Origin of the sequence: Enterococcus sp. DIV1537a, assembly GCF_051712085.1 — a bacterium.
GTDB lineage: Bacteria > Bacillota > Bacilli > Lactobacillales > Enterococcaceae > Enterococcus > Enterococcus faecalis.
On the sequence record NZ_JBIOOE010000001.1, the window covers coordinates 1,249,456 to 1,266,328 of the forward strand.

The 16,873-nt window shown below is 38.7% G+C and carries 18 protein-coding genes; all 18 read left to right on the forward strand.

The features are described from left to right. Positions 1-29: 29 nt before the first annotated feature. The 18 genes from IGJ41_RS06265 to modA all read left to right on the forward strand — a co-directional run bounded on the left by IGJ41_RS06265 (position 30) and on the right by modA (position 16,872). The gene (locus IGJ41_RS06265; RefSeq protein WP_104855418.1) at positions 30-746 is read left to right on the forward strand and encodes a tRNA (adenine(22)-N(1))-methyltransferase; all 717 of its coding nucleotides are present in this window, start codon (positions 30-32) and stop codon (positions 744-746) included. Continuing rightward, on the forward strand, positions 730-1,848 hold the full coding sequence (locus tag IGJ41_RS06270; RefSeq protein ID WP_153854369.1) for a Nif3-like dinuclear metal center hexameric protein: 1,119 nt from the start codon (positions 730-732) through the stop codon (positions 1,846-1,848). Before IGJ41_RS06265 ends, IGJ41_RS06270 begins: the two co-directional genes overlap by 17 nt. Positions 1,849-1,877: 29 nt before the next feature. Continuing rightward, a complete protein-coding gene (gene pepT, locus IGJ41_RS06275) occupies positions 1,878-3,107 on the forward strand; it encodes a peptidase T (RefSeq protein WP_173963536.1) in 1,230 nt (409 codons plus the stop codon). A gap of 145 nt (positions 3,108-3,252) precedes the next feature. Further along, the gene (locus tag IGJ41_RS06280) at positions 3,253-3,519 is read left to right on the forward strand and encodes a DUF1294 domain-containing protein (protein ID WP_002377631.1); all 267 of its coding nucleotides are present in this window, start codon (positions 3,253-3,255) and stop codon (positions 3,517-3,519) included. A 19-nt stretch (positions 3,520-3,538) separates the two neighbouring features. Continuing rightward, complete coding sequence (locus IGJ41_RS06285; protein ID WP_002360426.1) at positions 3,539-4,567, forward strand: lysylphosphatidylglycerol synthase transmembrane domain-containing protein; 1,029 nt, start codon at positions 3,539-3,541, stop codon at positions 4,565-4,567. A gap of 140 nt (positions 4,568-4,707) precedes the next feature. Further along, the gene (mobA, locus tag IGJ41_RS06290; protein WP_173963535.1) at positions 4,708-5,283 is read left to right on the forward strand and encodes a molybdenum cofactor guanylyltransferase; all 576 of its coding nucleotides are present in this window, start codon (positions 4,708-4,710) and stop codon (positions 5,281-5,283) included. A 15-nt stretch (positions 5,284-5,298) separates the two neighbouring features. Continuing rightward, positions 5,299-6,123 carry a formate/nitrite transporter family protein gene (locus tag IGJ41_RS06295; protein WP_033597940.1) on the forward strand — a complete coding sequence of 275 codons (825 nt, stop codon included), beginning with the start codon at positions 5,299-5,301 and terminating at the stop codon, positions 6,121-6,123. Further along, the gene (locus IGJ41_RS06300; RefSeq protein WP_002357724.1) at positions 6,113-6,694 is read left to right on the forward strand and encodes a hypothetical protein; all 582 of its coding nucleotides are present in this window, start codon (positions 6,113-6,115) and stop codon (positions 6,692-6,694) included. The genes IGJ41_RS06295 and IGJ41_RS06300 overlap by 11 nt, the downstream gene beginning before the upstream one ends. Then, entirely contained in the window at positions 6,682-7,170 is a 489-nt protein-coding gene (locus IGJ41_RS06305) for an NADH-quinone oxidoreductase subunit NuoE family protein (protein WP_002357722.1), read from the forward strand. Before IGJ41_RS06300 ends, IGJ41_RS06305 begins: the two co-directional genes overlap by 13 nt. Before the next feature lie 11 nt (positions 7,171-7,181). Then, on the forward strand, positions 7,182-8,480 hold the full coding sequence (locus IGJ41_RS06310) for a complex I 51 kDa subunit family protein (RefSeq protein ID WP_162783009.1): 1,299 nt from the start codon (positions 7,182-7,184) through the stop codon (positions 8,478-8,480). A 2-nt stretch (positions 8,481-8,482) separates the two neighbouring features. Then, positions 8,483-11,203 (forward strand): formate dehydrogenase subunit alpha, encoded by a 2,721-nt coding sequence (gene fdhF, locus IGJ41_RS06315; RefSeq protein WP_173963534.1) that lies wholly within the window; start codon positions 8,483-8,485, stop codon positions 11,201-11,203. A 17-nt stretch (positions 11,204-11,220) separates the two neighbouring features. Further along, the gene (locus tag IGJ41_RS06320; protein ID WP_048941916.1) at positions 11,221-12,423 is read left to right on the forward strand and encodes a molybdopterin molybdotransferase MoeA; all 1,203 of its coding nucleotides are present in this window, start codon (positions 11,221-11,223) and stop codon (positions 12,421-12,423) included. A gap of 262 nt (positions 12,424-12,685) precedes the next feature. Then, positions 12,686-13,195 carry a cyclic pyranopterin monophosphate synthase MoaC gene (gene moaC / locus IGJ41_RS06325; protein ID WP_002397254.1) on the forward strand — a complete coding sequence of 170 codons (510 nt, stop codon included), beginning with the start codon at positions 12,686-12,688 and terminating at the stop codon, positions 13,193-13,195. Continuing rightward, positions 13,192-14,166, forward strand: coding sequence for a GTP 3',8-cyclase MoaA (gene moaA / locus IGJ41_RS06330; RefSeq protein ID WP_002357715.1), 975 nt, complete (start codon positions 13,192-13,194; stop codon positions 14,164-14,166). The genes moaC and moaA overlap by 4 nt, the downstream gene beginning before the upstream one ends. Before the next feature lie 2 nt (positions 14,167-14,168). After that, the gene (locus tag IGJ41_RS06335; protein WP_002357714.1) at positions 14,169-14,603 is read left to right on the forward strand and encodes an MOSC domain-containing protein; all 435 of its coding nucleotides are present in this window, start codon (positions 14,169-14,171) and stop codon (positions 14,601-14,603) included. Further along, positions 14,596-15,078: a MogA/MoaB family molybdenum cofactor biosynthesis protein gene (locus IGJ41_RS06340; protein WP_104855424.1), complete on the forward strand. Its 483-nt coding sequence runs from the start codon at positions 14,596-14,598 to the stop codon at positions 15,076-15,078. Before IGJ41_RS06335 ends, IGJ41_RS06340 begins: the two co-directional genes overlap by 8 nt. A gap of 3 nt (positions 15,079-15,081) precedes the next feature. Further along, positions 15,082-16,053 (forward strand): molybdopterin-binding protein, encoded by a 972-nt coding sequence (locus IGJ41_RS06345; RefSeq protein ID WP_104855425.1) that lies wholly within the window; start codon positions 15,082-15,084, stop codon positions 16,051-16,053. Positions 16,054-16,071: 18 nt separating this feature from the next. Continuing rightward, positions 16,072-16,872 carry a molybdate ABC transporter substrate-binding protein gene (gene modA / locus IGJ41_RS06350; RefSeq protein WP_104874309.1) on the forward strand — a complete coding sequence of 267 codons (801 nt, stop codon included), beginning with the start codon at positions 16,072-16,074 and terminating at the stop codon, positions 16,870-16,872. Position 16,873 lies beyond the last annotated feature (1 nt).

The window sequence follows — 16,873 nt, forward strand, 5'->3', positions numbered from 1 at the left end:
GTATAATAAGCAACGGAGGAATCAAAAATATGAATGAAAATCAATTATCAAAACGTCTCGCAACGGTTGGTGATTTAATCCCTAGAGGAAGTCGCTTAGCAGACATTGGTTCAGACCATGCTTATTTACCAGTTGCTTTAATGTTAGAAAATAAACTGTCTTTTGCTGTGGCTGGGGAAGTGGTAGAAGGCCCTTATCAATCTGCCAAAACCCAAGTCAGTAAATCCAATTTGACGGATAAAATTATCGTACGTTTAGCGAACGGGCTAGATGCAATTGAACCTGAAGATCAAATAGACGTCATTAGTATTTGTGGAATGGGCGGCACATTAATCCGAGATATTTTAGAAGCTGGACGCAAAAAAAATCGTTTAACAGGGAAGGAACGCCTTGTTTTACAACCGAATATTGGTGAACCAACTTTACGCCGCTGGTTAATGGCAAATGACTACAGTATTATTGATGAAACAATCGTGGAAGAAAACCGTAAGTTGTATGAAATTATCGTAGCCGAAAAAACAGAGCAATCCGTTTCTTATACGGACCGAGAATTACTATTTGGGCCAGTTTTAATTAAAAAACAAGGACCGGTTTTTACCAAAAAATGGCATCGAGAATTAAAACAGCGCAAAACTGTTCTTGCACAACTAGCAAAAGCAAGTGGAGAACATATTGAAAAACAAGTAAAACTACAGCAAGACCAACAATTAATTGAGGAGGTGCTGGCCAATGGCTGTGAACGGTAAGACATTGATTCGACGCTTCAATGACTATTGTCCCGAATGGTTAGCAGAAACGGGAGATCCTGTGGGCTTGCACATTGGTACGTTAGATAAACCAATTGAAAATGTGATGGTTACCTTAGATGTTCGTCCTGAGGTCGTTGCAGAAGCAATTGAGAAGCAGGTTGATTTAATTATTGCGAAACACCCACCTATTTTCCGCCCAGTTAAGCGATTAACCACAGATAATTTTCAAGAAAAAATGTACGCTGATTTATTAAAACACGATATTGCTGTTTATGCAGCGCATACTAACATGGATATTATTGACAATGGGCTAAATGATTGGTTTTGTGAATTATTGGGAATTAAACAGACCACCTTTTTAACTAAAACACATACTGTTCCTTATAAAAAATTAGCCGTTTTTGTGCCAGTTGATGAAGCTCCGCAAATGAGAGAAGCTTTAGGTCTAGCTGGCGCTGGAGCTCAAGGTGATTATTCTAAAACAAGTTACTCTTTAATTGGAACAGGACGTTTTACACCAACACAAGGAGCAAATCCCACGATTGGCGAAATTGGTCAAGAAAGTGTCGTCCAAGAAGCAAAAATCGAAGTGATTTTCCCTGAAACTAAGCAGGAACAAGTTCTTGCAGCTATGTTACAAGCGCATCCTTATGAAGAACCGGCGTATGATGTTTATACCATTGAAAATCAATCAAAAGAATTTGGTTTAGGTCGGGTTGGAGTATTAGACAAGCCTGTGAGACTCTCTGATTTTGTACAGCAAGTCAAGGAAGCTTTCCAATTGGATGGCTTGCGGGTCATTGCAAAAGATGACACTAAAATGATTCAACGGGTAGCCATTTGTGGTGGAAGTGGTGAAAAATTCTATCATGATGCATTACGTAAACAAGCCGATGTCTATATTACTGGTGATGTGTATTATCATACGGCACATGACATGATTGCTGAAGATTTACCAGTCATCGATCCTGGTCATTACATTGAAGCGCTTTGTAAGCCAAAACTTGTGGAATTAATGAATCAATGGAAACAAGAAAATGAGTGGGCTGTATCCATTTTTGAATCAGAAGCGAATACCAACCCATTTCGTTTTAAATAAAAAAATGAAGATTAAAGGAGTGTTCTTTTATGTATGAAAATTTATTACCTCGTTTTTTACGCTATGTGAAAACAGAAACACGCTCAGATGCAACAAGCACAACGACACCATCAACACAAACACAAGTAGCCTTTGCACAAACCTTAAAAAAAGAATTAGAAGAATTAGGGATGAGCGATGTTATTTATAACGAAACAAATGGTTTTGTGATTGCTACGTTACCTAGTAACGTGGAGAAAGACGTTCGTTCAATCGGCTTTATTGCCCATATGGATACGGCTGATTTTAATGCAGTGAATGTTTCTCCGCAAATTGTTGGGAACTATGACGGAGAATCAACGATTCCTTTAGATAAAGAAGGCAAATTCACTTTAAATACGAAAGACTTTCCTAACTTAAAAAATTATCGTGGTGAAACACTTATCACAACCGATGGTACCACTTTATTAGGAGCTGATGATAAATCAGGTATTGCGGAAATAATGACAGCCATGGAATATTTAATTAATCACCCAGAAATTAAACATGGTACCATTCGTGTGGCTTTCGGTCCTGACGAAGAAATTGGTGTAGGTGCCGACAAATTTGATGTCGCTCAATTTAACGTGGATTTTGCTTATACAATGGATGGCGGACCAGTAGGTGAATTACAATTTGAAACGTTTAATGCGGCGCAAGCAGAAATTACAATTCAAGGGAAAAACGTTCATCCAGGAACAGCAAAAAATACAATGATTAATGCGTTACAATTAGGAATTGATTTCCATAATGCCTTACCTGCTGACGAAGTTCCAGAAAAAACAGAAGGTGAAGAAGGCTTTTATCATTTAGCAGCGTTTGCTGGAACGCCAGAAGAAGCTACAATGACGTATATTATTCGCGATCACAATCGCGAGATTTTTGAAGCACGTAAAGCTAAAATTAAAGAAATTCAGCAAACATTGAATGCACCATTTGATGAAGAACGAATCAAAGTTGATTTATTTGATCAATACTATAATATGCGAGAAGTGATTGAAAAAGATATGTCCATTGTCGAAATTGCTAAACAAGCAATGGAAGAATTGTCAATTCAACCAATTATTGAACCTGTTCGCGGTGGAACGGATGGCTCAAAAATTTCTTATTTAGGGATTCCAACACCAAATATCTTTGCTGGTGGCGAAAATATGCATGGCCGTTTTGAATTTGTTTCATTACAAGCCATGGAAAAAGCGACCAATGTGATTATTAAAATTGCTGAATTAAATGCAAAATAAATGAGGTACTCAATAGGAAAGTAAGAAAACGGGCAACCGAGAGCTTACTTTCCTGTTGTAGTTTCATGAGTCATTGAAAATTTTTTTGCAATTAGAATCAGAACAAGGTATCCTAGTACAGTAACTAGTTAGGAGGCCAGAAAGAATGCTTCAGTGGATAGTAATCATTTATTTCCTCGTCATTAATTTAGTATTGTTTAGTATGATGGGTTATGATAAAAAACAAGCAAAACGTGGGAACTGGCGTATTCCGGAACGCCGCTTATTGATGATAGGACTTGTCGGTGGCGGTCTAGGTGGGCTAATGGGACAAAAGAAATTTCATCATAAAACCCAAAAACCAGTTTTTGCATTGTGTTATTCAATTGGCGTAATCGCGATGATTAGTTGCATCTATCTAACATTTAAGTAAGAACAAAAAAGGAGAAGCGATGAAAGGAAAAGTAAAAATTGGCTTAAATATGTTGTTAATGATTATCGTTTTAGGCGTAATCTTTTATGTCATGGATAATTCATTAAGTGATATTTTTGCTCAACTGATGGAAACGAGTTGGCTGGTGCTGATTGCTGTTATTTTTTTTGGTGTAGTTTATCAATTTGCAGAAGGGCGCTCAATCAAGGAAATAGCTCGTTATTTTAACAAAGACTTTACAACAGTGGATGGTTTTTTTACTTCTTGTTATGTAGCATTTTATCGGATTATTTCATTTGGCACGGGAACCTTGCTTTCAGAAATTTATTTTTATAAGAAAAAGGGAATTCCTGTTTCTAAAAGTGTAGGGATAACGGCATTACATATGATTATGTACAAAGCAGCCGTGATTTTTTTAGCAATTATTGGTTTGATTATTCAATTTTCCCTGTTTTATGAAAATGCGCCTAAGATGATTCCATTCATTTTAGCAGGTGTTATTTTAACATTAGTAATAATTGCAGCATTGCTTATTTTATCTAGTAGCTTAAAGTTGCAAGTTTTATTGGTTAAGTTTGCCAATCGTTGGTTTAAACGACCAAAACTAAGAGATTGGGTGGATAATTGTAATTTACAAATCTATTCCTTGCGGGCGGCTGTCCAAACAATTACACAAGATCGCTCAGCGTTGCTTCGAATCTTTTCATGGAATGTATTTAAATTATTATTTTGGTACATTATTCCTTACATTGTTTTAGTAGAAAATCACCCGAATATTGATTTATTATTAGTGATGTCCTTTACCAGTTTTGCTGTTATTCTTTCAGGAGTTATTCCAACACCTGCTGGCATTGGTCCATTTGAATTTGTTTACTTATTGTTGTTTAAACCATTGGTCGGCAATGTTGATGCCGTAGCATCTGTTTTACTGTATCGATTTGGTAGCTTTGTGTTACCCTTTTTGATTGGCTTGGTTTATGTCGCCATTGAGAAACGAAAATCATTACGCATTGAGATTGAAGAAATAAAACGTCAAACAGATGAATAAGGTAGAACGAGAAAAAGAGTCGCTCTTTTTCTCGTTCTTTTTTTTTAAAAGGAATTGACTTGTACGAGGGATGTCTTATAATAGACTTAATACATGACTAAAAAATATTTTTTTGAACTAATAAAAATTATGGTAAAGGGGTGGCGAAAATTATTGCTGATTGTACAGCAGTGCTGTTATGCGGCGGGAAAAGTTCACGGATGGGATTTGATAAAGCATTATTGAAAATTCAAGGGCAATACGTGATCTTGCAAACAGCTGAAAAGTTAATGGAACTGTTCGAAGAGGTTATTTTAGTAACGAATGATAGTCAAAAATTTCCTACGGCGTTTAGAAAATGCACAATCATTCAAGATATGTATCTTGGAAAGGGGCCATTAGGTGGGATTGTGACAGCAATGAACTATACTCAGAAAGCTGAAGTGTTTGTAATTGCCTGTGATATACCAACTTTTTCTCCTAAACTTGTGTATCAGTTAGCCTCTAAGCGTGGACAAAATCAAGTAACAATCTTTGACTTTGAAGGTCGTCAAGAACCATTATTTGGCTTTTATCGATGTTCTTGTTTACCAACATTTCAAAAACAGCTTGCAAAAAATAACTATCAGATTCGCCAAGAATTTGAGCATCTATCTGTAAGAACGGTGCAACTATCAAAAGAGAATCAACTTAAAAATGTCAATCGAAAAGAAGAATTGTCTCAGTGGTATCGATAAAAAGGAGGAATCGTAATGGATTTTTTCAGTAGTGAAGAAATAGTTGCAAGCTTAGGTGATAAGGCAGAAATGAAAGGGAAATTATCGTTTGTTCGACTCTGTATTTTAGGCATCATGGCTGGTTTTTGTATTGCACTGGGTTACTTGGCGTTTATTCGTATCACTGGAACCGCCCCCACAGAATGGGGAAGTTTTAACAACTTTCTGGGTGGAGCTTTATTTCCAGTCGGATTGATAGCGCTTACTTTTGTTGGTGGTGAGTTAGCAACAGGCAATATGATGGTAATGACATTAGGCGTATTACAAAAAAAGGTTCGAGTGGGCGCTCTTTGTTATAACTGGATAGTTGTTTTATTGACCAATTGTCTAGGCGGATTTCTTGTAGCGTATTTATTTGGCCATATTGTTGGGTTAACTGAAGGTGCGTTTCTGGATAAAACAGTCGCAGTTGCTCAGGCGAAAATTGCTGATCCACCGATAGTTGCTTTTGTTTCAGGGATTGGCTGTAATATTTTTGTTTGTTTAGCGGTTTATCTCGGAGCGTTGGCAAAATCATATTTAGGTAAAATGTTTGGCTTATGGTTTCCTGTCATGGTTTTCGTTGTTTGTGGGTTTCAACACGTGGTCGCCAATGCATTTATTATTCCAGCGGCAATTTTTTCACAAAGTACCACAATCAGTTGGTGGGATTATTTGCAGAATACATTATGGGTATTTTTAGGCAATGCAGTAGGTGGCAGTCTTTTTATGGCCGTACCATTGATCTTTATGACAAAACCAGCAACTGTCAAACCAAGAGTTGAGAAAACGATTCAGACGGAGGAGCTCTATGGCAATTGAGATACCAAACATGATTCAAATTGGTTCTACTGGTCGGAATAGTGGCAAAACGACATTAGCCGAAGCCCTTATTAAACAGTACCAAGAAGTCTATCCAATTTATGGCTTGAAGATTATTACGATTAGTGGTCAACGAGGGGTGTGTCAACGAGGCACAAAAGGATGCGGAATTTGTACCAGTATTACAGCTGGTTATGAATTAGTAGAAGAGCAAGAGACGATTGGCAATAAAGATACCATGAAATTATTAGCTGCAGGCTGTCAAAAAGTTTTTCTATTGAAAGTTTTTCAAGAAAATTTGGCGGAAGCCATTCAGCAATTTCTGAAAGCTGTGCCGGCCCAAGCATTAATCATTTGTGAATCAAATTCATTACGTAATGTTGTGCAGCCAGGACTATTTCTTATGATGAATAACCAGAATCGCCAAAAAGAATCAGCAAAAAAAGTCATAGATAAAGCCGATTTTTGTTTACTATCTGCTGAAATACCAAAAGAATTGCGTATCTATTATCAAGGAGAACAACTTCAAGTTTCACTAAAAAGGGGGAATAAAAAGGAATGTGTGCATTAAGCTTAATTGAAAAAGAAGCGATTATTCTAGAAAACGATGCTGATCCACAACGAATTTTAAATATTTTAATTGAATTACAATTTGCTTCAGAAGAAGGGTATATCGATCAGGAGACAGCTCAATTAGTTGCAGAGCATCTACATTTAACGGAAGCGCGAGTCTATGAAATCGTCAGTTTTTATGCCATTTTAAAGACGGAACCGCAAGCGAAGTATGTCTTGAAGATTTGTAACAGCACACCGTGTCATTATACTGGTGGGGCGATGGTTGCCGAAGTTTTAGAAACCATTTTAGAAGTGCCAGAGAATCAGCCGACACCAGATGGCTTATTTATGTATCACAGTATTCCTTGTATCGGGGCTTGTGATTTAGGTCCAGTAATTAAAATTAAGGACACCGTTTTTAGTCAACTAACAGAAGAGAAAATTTATCAATTAATTCAACATTTACAAAATGATTGCTATGAAGGACTGTAGGAGGTGAGTCAATGCTTAAGAGAAACCAACCAATGTTATTAGAGAGAATGGGAAAAATGCAATCTGCGACCGATGTTGCTGAATATTGTAAATACGATGGATTTGATGGTTTAAAAAGAGCAATTTCACTATCGGATGAAGAAATTTTAAACGAACTGGATGTTGCTCACTTAAGAGGTCGCGGTGGAGCAGCCTATCCTTTAGGAAAAAAATGGCGCCATCTTTATCATGCAAAAGGAACCACAAAGTACATTGTTTGTAATGCTGATGAAGGCGAACCAGGGACCTTTAAGGATAAAGTACTTTTATCTGAAGATCCATTGAGTGTGATTGAAGGAATGATCATTGCTGGCTATTTATTTTCAGCAAAAGCAGGTTATATTTATATGCGAGGAGAATATCGCAGAATCCAAAAAACATTTCAAGAAGCACTGGATAATGCACGACAAGCTGGCTTTTTAGGGGAAAACATTTTAGGAATTGAAGGATTCAATTATGATATTACGATTATTTCTGGTGCTGGCGCCTATATTTGTGGGGAAAATTCAGCACTTTTAAATTCAATTGAAGGAAAAACGGGGCGGCCGCGTGTCAAACCACCACACTTAGCAGATGTTGGCTTATATTTGCAACCAACATTAGTGAATAATGTTGAATCATTTGCAAGTGTTCCTGTAATTTTACGAGAAGGTGGACAAGCCTTTTTAGAGATGGGTACTGCCGATGGTGGCGGAACAAAGCTAATTTGTTTGTCTGGACATATTAAAAATCGGGGCTTATACGAGGTCAACCTTGGAACACCATTAGAAGAAATAATTTATGGCGAGCAATACGGCGGAGGCTCTGCAACTGGTCGAGCATTGAAATTTATTCACTTCGGTGGACAATCCGGTCCAATTGGTGCTGTCGCAACGTTAAGGGATTGTTTGTATTCCTACGAAGATTTATGGGCCCATGACTTATCTGTCGGCTCTGGTGCAATTGTAGTAATGGATGATTCAGTCAATGTTGTGGACTATTTAGTACACGTGGCGGCCTTTTTTGCTCATGAGTCCTGTGGTAAATGCACCCCTTGTCGATTGGGAACAACTAGGATTTTGGAATTATTGAGTAAATTCAATCGGAAAGAGGCAACAGCTAGTGATTTGCCACGATTGGAAAAGATGCTCACGCATGTCACGCGATTATCAGCTTGTGGTTTGGGCCAATCCGTCGCAACTTCAATGAAGAGTGCATTGGCTTTGTTTCCAGAAGAATTTGAAACGACTGCTGAAACAGAAATCTATGCCACCAGCAAAGGAGGTTGGTAAAAATGAAAACAAAGTTGCATACGCAAACAGTTACGTTGTCTATTGATAACCAAGAAGTAACTGTGCCTAAAGGGACTACTATTCTCGAAGCAGCGAAAACGCTAGGTGTTGAAATTCCAACGCTCTGTCATTTAAAGGAATTAGCACCTGATGGTTCTTGTCGGATGTGCGTGGTTGAGGTGGAAGGCGGCCGACGTGGTGGCTTAACAACTGCTTGTACGGCACATTGTCAAGAGGACATGGTTGTGTCAACACATTCTGAAAAAGTTGCTGATTCCAGACGTTTTATGCTTGATTTATTATTGAGTAATCATAAATTAGAATGTTTTTCTTGTGGAAAAAACGGGGATTGTCAATTACAACAGTATGCGCTAGATTATGGGATTGATGCCACTAGCTTTACCGAGGGGAAAAGAATGCCTTGCCACCAAGAAGATACCAGTAATCCATTTTTCTCTTATGATCCAGAAAAGTGTATCATGTGTCGTCGTTGTGCCCGTGTCTGTCAATTGCGGCAGGGAAGAGATGTACTTAGTATTGCTAATCGTGGCTTTGAAACAAAAATGATGCCAAGTTATGGGCAGCCGTTTGATCAATCTATCTGTGAATCATGTGGCAATTGTGTCTCTTCCTGTCCTACAGGTGCGTTAACAGCAAAAGATACGAAAGAGTACCGCAAATGGGAAACCCAGAAAATCCCTACAACTTGTCCGCATTGTGGGACAGGCTGTCAGATGAATTTACTCGTTAAAAATAATCGTTTGGTGGGTGTTGAACCCCTGGATGGACCAGCTAATAAAAATTTACTTTGTGTGAAAGGAAAATTTGCTTCATATAAATTTGTTGGGTCAGGAGATCGCTTAACGGAGCCATTAATTAAACGGAATGGGATTTTTGAACCTGCTTCTTGGGAAGAAGCCTTAGCGCTTGTTTCGTTAAAATTTAACGAAATTAAAGCAGAAAACGGCGCGGATGCTCTTGCTGGTTTTTCGTGCTCTAGAGCAACAAATGAAGATAATTATGTCTTTCAAAAAATGGTGCGTGCTGCTTTTGGTACCAATAATGTTGATAACTGTGCCCGTGTTTGCCATTCGGCTTCGGTCCATGGTTTAGCCCAAACCTTAGGATCTGGTGCGATGACCAATCCTATTGCTGATATCACTGAAGATGTCGACATGATTTTATTAGTAGGTTCCAATCCAGAGGAAGCTCATCCAGTTATTGGTGCGCAAATTCGCCAAGCCATCCAAAGAGGAACGCAAGTTGTTGTTGTTGATCCGCGGAAAATTAACTTAGTGAAGGATAGTGCACTGCATTTACAAGTTCAGGCGGGAACGAATGTCGCATTTGCTAATGGCATGATGCATGTGATTTTGAAAGAAGGTTTAGAAGATCGCCACTTTATTGAAGAACGGACAGAAGGATTTTCAGATTTAGAAAAAATGGTGGCTGATTATACGCCGGAAAAAGTCGCAGAAATTTGTCATATTCATCCAGAAGATTTAATTCAAGCAGCACGCATGTATGCAAAAGCAGAGAAAGCACCAATCATTTATTGTTTAGGCGTAACGGAACATTCGACAGGAACTGAGGGTGTTATGAGTATGTCTAATTTGGCAATGTTGGTTGGTAAAGTTGGAAAACCTGGCTGTGGTGTCAATCCTTTGCGAGGTCAAAATAATGTTCAAGGTGCCTGTGATATGGGCTGTATGCCTTATGATTTCCCAGGCTATCAAAAAGTCAATAATCCAGAAGTAATCGACAAATTTGAAAAAGCTTGGCATGTGCCGTTAAATCGCAACACCGGTTTAACTTCTACTAAAGTCTTACCAGCAGCAACGGCAGGAAACGTCAAAGGCCTTTATATTTTTGGAGAAGATCCAATTGTTACGGATCCAGACACAGGACATGTTCGCCAAGCTTTAGAAAGTTTAGACTTTTTAGTCGTTCAAGAATTATTTATGACAGAAACGGCTGCTTATGCAGATGTCGTTTTGCCTGGCATTAGTTATGCAGAAAAAGACGGGACATTTACAAATACAGAACGGCGCGTGCAAAGAGTCCGTAAAGCTGTTGAACCAAGGGGACAAGCGCGAGAAGACTATGAAATTTTTTGTGAAGTCATGACACGGATGGGCTATCCTTGTGCGTATGAATCTGCAAAAGAAATTATGGAAGAAATTTCAGCTGTGACGCCTTCGTTTGGTGGAATTAATTATGAACGATTAGAGAAGGAGAGCTTACAATGGCCTTGTCGTAGCTTGACAGATCCAGGCACGCCGATTATGCATGTGGGCAGTTTTGCTCGTGGGAAAGGTTTATTTAAAGCAATTCCGTATAAGCAAGCACAAGAATTACCAGATGAAGAGTACCCGTATTTAATGTCGACAGGCCGAATGCTTTACCATTACAATACTCGAGCAATGACAGGACGAACGGAAGGGATTAACCAAATAGCGAATCACTCTTATATTGAGATAAATGCAGTCGATGCACAAGCTCTGGGAATCCAAGAAGGTGACAAAGTGGAAGTTCATTCTCGCCGTGGCAAAATCGAAACCTATGCGGCTGTCGGAAATCGAGTATTTCCGCAAGAAGTCTTTATGACATTCCACTTTCCAGATGGGAATGTTAACGAGATCACCAATGCTGTATTTGATGATATCGCCACAATTCCTGAATATAAAGTTTGTGCCGTTGCGATTAAACCAGTGAATAAATAAAAAAGGATGGTTAAAACATGATCGAGTTGGAAGAAGCACGAGAGAAAATGACCCAACATATGAAGAGTCAATGTGAAACAGAAGAAGTGGCGCTGCTTGATTCCTTGGGGCGGATTAGCGGAGAAACCATTTTTGCAGAGACAGCGATTCCTCATTTTCCTCGTGCCGGGATGGATGGGTATGCCGTTCGTGCAGTAGAAACACGAGGTGCGACTGCTGAAAGCCCAAGTTGTTTAAAAGTCGTCGGTTCTTTAGTGGCAGGGGATTCCATGTTTTATTGTAATCAGACGAATAACTGTGCGATTAAAATAACAACAGGTGCTTTTATTCCAACCGATTTTGATGCTGTAGTGCCACAAGAATGGACGGATTTTGGGCAAGACCATGTTAAAATTTTTCGCTCTGTCACTGCGGGCCAAAACTATGCGGAAATTGGTGAAGATATTGCTTTTCAGCAAAAAATTTTAGCAAAACATCAACAGATTAATAGTCGCATGATTGGTTTGTTGGCAATGCAAGGGATTGATAAAGTTGTTGTTTTGAAGCGCATGAAGGTGGGAATTTTAGCGACCGGTAGTGAGTTAGTTTCTTTGGAAGAACCACTGTCAGTTGGGAAAATTTATAATAGTAATCTCTACATGTTAGCAGCTTTTGTCAAAGCGAGTGGTAATGAAGTAATCCACCTAGACCATTGTTCAGATGACCCTGAAGAATTAGCGAAGAGGCTGATTGAGATTTCACCAAAACTTGATGTATTAATTACTTGTGGTGGTGTTTCGGTAGGTGAAAAGGACAATTTACCTTTAGCGATTAAACGTATCGGAGGAACAGAGTTGTTTCATTTTGTAAATATGAAACCTGGAACCCCAGTTATGGCAAGTCAATTTCAAGAAACACTCATTTTAAGCGTTTCAGGCAATCCGTTTGCTGCAATGGTTAATTTACATCTTTTTTACTGGACATTATTAGCTACTTTTTTTAATTGTGTCGAGTTAAATCTCAAGGAACGAACAGTAATTTTAGCGCATGAATTAGCCCCTAGTAGACTACGTCGATTTTACCGAGCGAAAGAAATAGATGGCACAGTAAATTTAGTGACAAAAAGTCATCTTTCATCCAATTTATCAAATACTTTAGAAACAAATTGCCTGCTAGAACAACCAGCTGGTGTACTACTCAAAAAAGGCGCGCTTGTAAAAGTCTATTATTGGCAAACTTGATGACAACCTGACCTAAGATTAGTATGAAAGTAAGCCATCAGTCGAGTCGACTGGTGGCTTATTACTTATCAATTTTTAAGACTTAGACAAAAGTCTGGTCAGGCTAAGCGAATCACGTAATTTTTGTCGCTTAACATTTTTAACTTCGATTTCTCACTAAAAAAAATTATGGATGCCAGATTGTTTTTTTGATGCAAGAGTGATACACTTGAAAAAGAAGTATTGTGTAAACGTTAACAAATGTCAAATGTGAGGTGGAGAAATGGTTCAAAGTAAGGAATTTACGCACTTGAATACACAAGGAGAAGTGCATATGGTTGATATTTCGGAAAAAAATGACACTGAAAGAACAGCCCTCGCTTATGGAGAAATTCACATGTTGGAAGCGACAGCAGAAGCGATCCAGACCCAAATGATTAAAAAAGGTGAAGTATTACAGGTAGCAAGAGTCGCTGGGATTACCGCGGCAAAACGAACGTTTGAATGGATTCCTTTGTGTCATTTGGTTGCTTTGACAAAGTGTGAAATTCAGTTTAATTGGCGCAATCAAACTTGTTTAGAAGTACGTTGCTTTACAAAAACAGTGGGTTCAACTGGCGTTGAAATGGAAGCGCTAACAGGTGTGCAGGCAGCACTCTTAACAATTTATGACATGTGTAAAGCAATTGATCGCGGAATGACAATGACAAACATTGGTTTATTAGAGAAAAATGGTGGACGCAGTGGTCATTTCATTCGTTCTTCAATTAAATCAAAGGAAAGTGATGAGTGAACAGCATGAAAGATGCATTTAACCGTGAAATTGATTATGTTCGTTTGTCTTTGACAGATCGTTGTGACTTACGTTGCACGTATTGCATGCCAGCAACAGGTCTTTGCTTTTTAAAAAAAGAGCAGCTTCTAACAGATGATGAGATTATTTTTTTACTGAGGATATTAGCGAAAGAAGGCATCAAAAAAGTTAAATTAACAGGTGGTGAACCGCTTGTTAGACCAAATTTACTCTCTTTAATTAAAAGGATAAAGCAAATCTCAGGCATCGAAAAAGTAACCTTAACGACTAATGGCATGAAGTTAGCTCGTGAGGCTCAAGGATTAAAAGAGGCGGGCTTGGACGGCATTAATATTAGCTTAGACACTTTGGATCCAGAAGAATTTCGTGAAATAACAAGAGTTGGTCAGTTAAGGAATGTTCTGGCGGGCTTAGAACAAGCGATTGATGTGGGATTACCTAATATCAAAATTAATACTGTAGCTAGGAAAGAGCTAAGTGAAGCAACAATTGTAGAACTGGCTGAAATCGCTAAGAAAGAGACTGTGCATCTTCGTTTCATTGAAATGATGCCAATTGGATTAGGGAAGGAGCATCCAGGTAAGCAACAAGAAGAAGTAGAAGCCATTTTAACCAAATATTATGGAACGTTGCAACCATACCAAAAACCATTGGGCAATGGCCCTGCTAGTTATTACGCCTTAAAAGATTTTAAAGGGAAAATAGGTTTTATTAGTGCATTAGGGCATTGTTTTTGCGAGACGTGCAATCGAATCCGAATTACTGCAGACGGCCATTTAAAAACGTGCCTGCATTCTGCAGACGGCTACTCGTTAAAGGAAGCTTTAGCTAAGGAACAAACAGCAGAATTGTTAGGGATTATCAAGAGTGGCATTGCCTGTAAGCCTGAAAAACATCTTTTCTTGGAACAACAAGGGGAACAACGATTTATGTCACAAATAGGAGGGTAAGTATGAAAACAGGAGAAATTATTGCAATAAATATTAGCCCGCGAAGAGGCACACAGAAAAAGGAAATTCCTGAAGTCAACTTAATTAAAGGCTTTGGATTAGAAAATGATGCGCACGGCGGTAATTGGCATCGACAAGTCAGTTTGTTATCTTTTGAAGAAATAACGGCTTTCAATGAAAAAGGAGCTCGGGTTGGCAATGGTGCTTTTGGGGAAAACATAATCGTCTCAGGGATTGATTTACGTCAATTACCTGTTGGAACGAAAATGAAAATAGGCGATTCCGAATTGGTGGTTACTCAAATTGGGAAAGAGTGCCATAAACACTGTCAGATTTACGCGCGAGTGGGCGATTGCATCATGCCTAGAGAAGGAATCTTTGCAGTCGTTGTGACAGAAGGTCATATTAAAAAAGGAGACCAGTTAGACGTTGTTTAAAGTGGGAATTGTAACATTAAGTGATCGTTGCTTTCAAGGGCTTGCTGTCGACCAATCGGGTCCCTTGATTCGTGAACAGTTACCCGGGCTCTACCAGGTAACCAAACAAACCATTTTACCAGATGAAGAAAATCAATTAGTAGAGCTATTGCAAGAGTGGTCTAAGACCTGTGATTTGATTTTAACGACAGGCGGCACAGGGTTGAGTGAACGGGATCGGACCCCAGAAGCTACCTTACGTGTAGCAGAGCGAATCATTCCTGGGATCAGTGAGGGCTTGCGTCAACTTAGCTTGGAAAAAACACCATTTGCTATGTTAAGTCGAGGCGTTTCTGTTCAAAGAGGACGCACGCTCATTGTTAATTTGCCTGGTAGCCCGAAAAGTGTAACAGAACATTTGCATTTTTTGTTGCCTGTTTTGCCCCACGCTTTGGATTTAATCACAAATAAAAAAATCATACATGATGAGGAATAAACCATGAAAACAATTCGAACAGAAGAGGCAGTTGGCCTTCCGTTGAGTCATGATATTACGCGAATTGACTATGGGAAGACCAAGGAAGTGTGTTTTAAAAAAGGACATATAGTTGTTCAAGAAGATATTCCAATTCTTTTATCATTAGGGAAAAAACATCTGTTTGTTTCCTTGGATCCAGCAGAAATACATGAAGAAGAGGCAGCGACATTTTTGTATAACCTGTTAACAGATGACTCATGTCAGCCGAGTGAAGTCCATGAAGGAAAAATTGTTGCTAAAGCTAGCACGAGAGGTCTTTTAAAAGTCAATCGAGAAAAATTAATTGCTTTAAATGAAATTGAAGGTCTCGCCTTGTCAACTAAAGTTACCAATATAGAAGTTCAGAAAGATGAAAAAGTTGCAGCCTTCCGAGTGATTCCACTAACAATTTCTAAAAGCCAATTAGAAAAGGCACGCCAGCTCAGCGCGTCTGAGCCACTAATCTCTGTGAAACCTTTCAAAAAAATACGGGTCGGGATTGTAACTACTGGCAGTGAAGTTTACACAGGATTGGTTGAGGATGCTTTTTACCCTGTGTTAAAAGCCAAGTTCTCCGCGTATCCTTTAGTTACGATTGTCAAGCAAGAAATTGTCGATGATCAGCCGCAAAAAATTACTGTTGCGATCAAAAAGATGTTAGCACAAGGGCTTGATCTGATTGTTTGTACAGGTGGTATGAGTGTAGATCCTGATGACTTGACACCGTTAGCAATTAAGCAGACAGGTGCTGAAATCGTAACCCATGGGACACCAGTCTTACCAGGCTCAATGTTTTTGCTGGCTTATAAAGGAGAGCAAACGATCATTGGCTTACCAGGTGGTGTTTTATTTTCAGAAAAAACGGTTTTTGATTTGTTGTTACCAAGATTAATGGCCAAAGAAGTGATAAAAAAATCTGAAATTATTGACTTGAGTTATGGCGGGTATTTATAAAAGAAAAGAGGCGTTCAAATGTCTAAACAAAAAAAGGCTGTGTTCTTGCTTAGTTTATTCAGTTTAGTTGCCCTAATTGCTGCATGTACAAATCAGCCGCAAAAAGAAACAGTTTCAACAAAAAAAGAAGAAATAACCTTTGCGGCAGCAGCTAGCTTAGAATCAGTCATGGAGAAGAAAATTATTCCAGCCTTTGAAAAAGAGCATCCAGATATTCAGGTAACTGGAACCTATGATAGTTCTGGAAAATTACAGATGCAAATTGAAAAAGGCCTAAAAGCCGATGTATTTTTCTCGGCCTCGACAAAACAAATGAATGCATTGGTTGCAGAAAAACTAATTAGTAAGAAAAGTGTCGTTCCTTTATTGGAAAACCAGCTCGTTCTAATCGTACCTAATCAAGATCAAGCAAAGTGGCATGATTTTTCTGATTTAAAAAAGGCCCAAATGATAGCAATTGGTGATCCTGCGAGTGTTCCAGCTGGTCAATATGCCGAAGAAGGCTTAAAAGCTTTAGGTGCTTGGTCCTATGTAGAAAAACACGCAAGCTTTGGCACGAATGTAACAGAAGTCCTTGAATGGGTAGCTAATGCAAGTGCAGAAGCTGGCTTAGTTTATGCGACAGATGCAGCAACCAATTCAAAAGTAGCGATTGTTGCGGCCATGCCTGAAGCTGCTTTGAAAAAGCCAATCATCTATCCAGTTGGTAAAGTTGCCGCCTCTAAGAAACAAAAATCAGCGGATGCTTTTTTAAATTTTTTACAGAGTCAACAATGCAGAAAATATTTTGAAAATATTGGCTTTAAGTTAACAAAGTAGG

Bases quoted from the DNA above. Each gene is read 5' to 3' on its own strand.
- IGJ41_RS06300 (WP_002357724.1), top strand. From the start codon at position 6,113: ATGGCAATTGAGATACCAAACATGATTCAAATTGGTTCTACTGGTCGG.
- IGJ41_RS06270 (WP_153854369.1), top strand. From the start codon at position 730: ATGGCTGTGAACGGTAAGACATTGATTCGACGCTTCAATGACTATTGT.
- fdhF (WP_173963534.1), top strand. From the start codon at position 8,483: ATGAAAACAAAGTTGCATACGCAAACAGTTACGTTGTCTATTGATAAC.
- IGJ41_RS06335 (WP_002357714.1), top strand. From the start codon at position 14,169: ATGAAAACAGGAGAAATTATTGCAATAAATATTAGCCCGCGAAGAGGC.
- IGJ41_RS06305 (WP_002357722.1), top strand. From the start codon at position 6,682: ATGTGTGCATTAAGCTTAATTGAAAAAGAAGCGATTATTCTAGAAAAC.
- moaC (WP_002397254.1), top strand. From the start codon at position 12,686: ATGGTTCAAAGTAAGGAATTTACGCACTTGAATACACAAGGAGAAGTG.
- IGJ41_RS06310 (WP_162783009.1), top strand. From the start codon at position 7,182: ATGCTTAAGAGAAACCAACCAATGTTATTAGAGAGAATGGGAAAAATG.
- IGJ41_RS06285 (WP_002360426.1), top strand. From the start codon at position 3,539: ATGAAAGGAAAAGTAAAAATTGGCTTAAATATGTTGTTAATGATTATC.
- modA (WP_104874309.1), top strand. From the start codon at position 16,072: ATGTCTAAACAAAAAAAGGCTGTGTTCTTGCTTAGTTTATTCAGTTTA.
- IGJ41_RS06280 (WP_002377631.1), top strand. From the start codon at position 3,253: ATGCTTCAGTGGATAGTAATCATTTATTTCCTCGTCATTAATTTAGTA.
- IGJ41_RS06320 (WP_048941916.1), top strand. From the start codon at position 11,221: ATGATCGAGTTGGAAGAAGCACGAGAGAAAATGACCCAACATATGAAG.
- pepT (WP_173963536.1), top strand. From the start codon at position 1,878: ATGTATGAAAATTTATTACCTCGTTTTTTACGCTATGTGAAAACAGAA.
- IGJ41_RS06345 (WP_104855425.1), top strand. From the start codon at position 15,082: ATGAAAACAATTCGAACAGAAGAGGCAGTTGGCCTTCCGTTGAGTCAT.
- IGJ41_RS06295 (WP_033597940.1), top strand. From the start codon at position 5,299: ATGGATTTTTTCAGTAGTGAAGAAATAGTTGCAAGCTTAGGTGATAAG.
- IGJ41_RS06265 (WP_104855418.1), top strand. From the start codon at position 30: ATGAATGAAAATCAATTATCAAAACGTCTCGCAACGGTTGGTGATTTA.